The following is a 3,418-nucleotide window of genomic DNA, read 5'->3' as shown; positions in this document are numbered from 1 at the left end:
TTGAATTCTTCGGGGTAACGCTGGTTGCTCATGGCACCTCCTGCTGGGTCTCATTATGAGGCTTGGAGGTGTCTACGAAACTAGGGGCGATTCACCCATTTGTCGTAGGCTAATTCTGGCGCGGTCAGGGTGTAATCCGTTGGCAGCGCCCTCAGCGGCACTCGATGCATCCCACGCTTCGCCTTTTTCGGTCAGCTGCCACATGCTTCGTTCATGAGGCACGCGCATCCAAGGTGCCGCATGCCTCAAGTGTGTGCAGATGCCAGCGGATCTCGCGCGTGATGGGACTGCAAGGCTGGCCGGCCGCGCCGATTGGCTACTTGTCGTGAACCTCACGGTCCTGGAGCCATGCGGCGGCGAGCCGATAGAGCTCCGCGTTGGCCAGCGGCTGGCCCGGGGGGCCGGAAGGCCACTTCGACGAGTGGGAAGTTGTCAAGCTTTGGAGAGTGGATCACGGTGAGGACTACTCGAGGTCGGGTTGGTAGGCGAACGCCGCGAGCCACGCCCGGACGCGTGTGCCCTCATCGATCAGCGGACGATAGTGCGGTGCGGTGTAGTCGCGCGAGCGACCGTTGCATAGCGAGAGATTCTTTTCGCTATGCGACAGTACCTCTACCGAGATAGAACACCTAGCACCTATGGCAGTGGCCTCTTTCTGGAAGTATGAAATCGGGGGCGCGTGGGCATTTGATGCGTGCGCGAAATTCGGCCATGGATCATCTGAGTGATCGGCAACCGAGCTGGATGAAAGATTCTTACAGCAGATCTGATGGCCCACGAGAACCAAGATAGGGGAGGGTGCTGAGAAGCAGCTGGTGAAGCATCCTAGTCTCAGACGTTGGATCAAGGGCGCTGAAAATGACAGCGCCGGCGGTGATACACAAGGTCCGCCGGCGTCGGTCGGCGTAGTTACTCGCCCTGTAGCCAGCTCTCAACGGTGTCCGCACCGTGCTCGGATTTCCAAGCCTTCAGTCGCTTGTGGTTGCCGCCCTTAGTCTCGATGACTTCACCGGTTTCAGGGTGTTTATAGCGCTTCAGCGTACGCACCCGGCGCTGTTGCGGAACAGCAGGGGCACTATTTTTGCGACCCGAATTGGCACTGCGATCAGGATCCAGGATTGCAATAACGTCCCGGAGCGATTTGCTGTGCTCGCCGAGCAGAGCGCGCAGTTTCTTCTCGAATTCGAGCTCTTTCTGCAGACGCTCATCGCTATTAAGCTGTTCCAGGCGCTGCTTGAGTTCTTCAATTGCAGCTTCGGTTTGACGGTATTCTTGGATCAGGGACATCGTGATCTTCTCGAGATTAAGCGGTGATTGCCGTTATAGCCTTTTCATTTGCAAATTACTAGGGCGAAACGTAAATAAATTATCGGAGCTTCACGGAAGCATCAACGATAATCGAATTTGGGTGCGTGAATCCCATTACGCCTCTGCTTGAGCGCGGTACCTCGCGTTTTCGAAAGCAAACACTCTGGCCCACATGATCCGCTCTTTGATTTCCCGATGGAAGGCGCCTTTTGCGTCACTGGGTAAATAAAAAGCTGGAATCCGATTTAATCATCGGATCTTAACTCAATACCAGGTTGGCTTTGAAAAATTAATCAATACTTTGATTTTGTTGCTTCTCTGAAGCCAGTTTAGGTCGTCTCAATTCCGCAATAGTCGTTGCGGGAAATCTTGAGCTTGATAATACTTGTCTGCCCTATGCAAAGACGTAGATCACTAGTCGACAGATCGCAAGTATGATCATAGGCTTGTTAAAATTGCTGATGTTTAGCCCCTTAGTCAGGTATTTGCTAAGCTTGTTACGCGAGCTGGTAGTAAGTGACGGCCTTTTGTGTCCTTGCAGTGGACTGAATAATCTCGCTTTTTTAAATTAAGACTGCAGGCGAGCCAAGATTAGCAGCGGTGTCAAGAAGAAATTCCCCTCACTTACAAGCTTACTGCCTATCGCTACTATCTTCCTGCTATAGTCTTTATGGGTCTGGTGACTCAACTCATCACCAATACATTACTTGGCTGCAAGCTTCACGCTCCGAGACTCAGCGGCTCTTTACCGATTACTGCGATCGGTTGAGATCTCTTTTCTTATTTATGCGTGCTAGTACAGGGCAAACCCAAGTTGCCGTGGTGTGCGGTGACTTGTCGCCGCGCAGCGCGGGAGCCACCAAGCCGCTATGCGGCGCGGTAGCAATAGGTTTCTAGCTCGCCAGTCCTGGGCGGCTGCGGATACGCCGCCATGTATCGAGCTGTTTCCCCGGATCAACTGTTCCCAGGTCCGGTCTCCGGCGAGCGGACATGCCGCCAACTGGGTAACTGCTGGCGGCAGCTGCAGCTGGGACAACCGTTCTCAACGACTGGTGGTCGCATCAAACGCCTGCGAGCACATAGCTCCAGTAACGGCCAATCACGGCCCATTCCCCGTGTCTGCTGTACCCAGCACGGGCATGCCGCCACAGGGGAGCGCTCTGTCCTGTCCTCATCATTGTTTAACCTGATCGCAGGGTGTCGATCCTGGTGACATGGCCCGTTACTCCCCGCTTTCCGTCCGTTTACTGCCGGTTTTCGGATGTTTACCTTCACAGTCTGCGTTTATCGGGTACATGAAAAGGTTACCTGTTTTCACGTGTACCGGTTACTTACTTTCACAGTCAATCGCTTACCCGGTACATCTTGTACGTTACTTGTCGCACACGCTGAGTCATCGAGCCCGCGCCCATCTGTGAGCGGGGAGTAACGGGGCTGAGCCCCTCACTTATACTCATTTAGCCGGCAAATAGCCTAAACTCCCGGCAATTCCTCCGTGCGATCATTTCTTATTTCCGCGAGGACATTGTTCAGAAATGTGCTGCCATCAATACGGCACAGCATATTTGAAGACCTAATGGCGGCAATGTGGCTCCAACGTGGCTCCAAGATGGCGCTATTGTGGCTCCAAAGTGGCTTTAAAGTGTCGCCATTGTGGCGACACAACGAACGGAACCGTCGAGAAACGGTTAGATCCTGTCAATGCTTTGGAACAACAATGGCATCTAGTAGGGCACGTTTCTCGCGTCGCTGGGTCGATACCGCCCGCGTGGATACACCGGCCGGACGGCTAAAAGAGCGAGCCAGAATATCTGTGCGGCGATGCGGCGATGCGGCGATGCGGCGTATCGAGCTGCGCTTTGTTCGCTCCGATCGGAAGAGAATCAGCAACGTCGCGGCGGCGCCCCGTGGGCAGCCTCGCCGGACGTTGACTAAGTGATCGTTTGGTAGGCCGAGTACTAAGCTCAGCGCGCGGCGTTTGGTATCAGGTAGCTACTGATAGCGCGGTACCTTGGACCGGGTTCTACCCCGTTAGCACGGACACTTTCGAGTAAGCTCATACCGAGCTGAAGGAGTGTTCATGAAGCGCAAGAAATACAGTCCTGAATTC

The 3,418-nt window shown here is 54.2% G+C and carries 1 protein-coding gene; it reads right to left on the bottom strand.

The genetic code is table 11. The features are described from left to right. Window positions 1-909: 909 nt before the first annotated feature. Entirely contained in the window at window positions 910-1,287 is a 378-nt protein-coding gene (locus EC839_RS23955) for a histone-like nucleoid-structuring protein, MvaT/MvaU family (protein ID WP_007163113.1), read from the bottom strand. Window positions 1,288-3,418 lie beyond the last annotated feature (2,131 nt).

The sequence above is a fragment of the Pseudomonas sp. JUb52 genome, from assembly GCF_004341115.1.
Classification (GTDB): domain Bacteria; phylum Pseudomonadota; class Gammaproteobacteria; order Pseudomonadales; family Pseudomonadaceae; genus Chryseomonas; species Chryseomonas oryzihabitans.
This window is presented reverse-complemented; position numbering and strand designations above follow the sequence as displayed.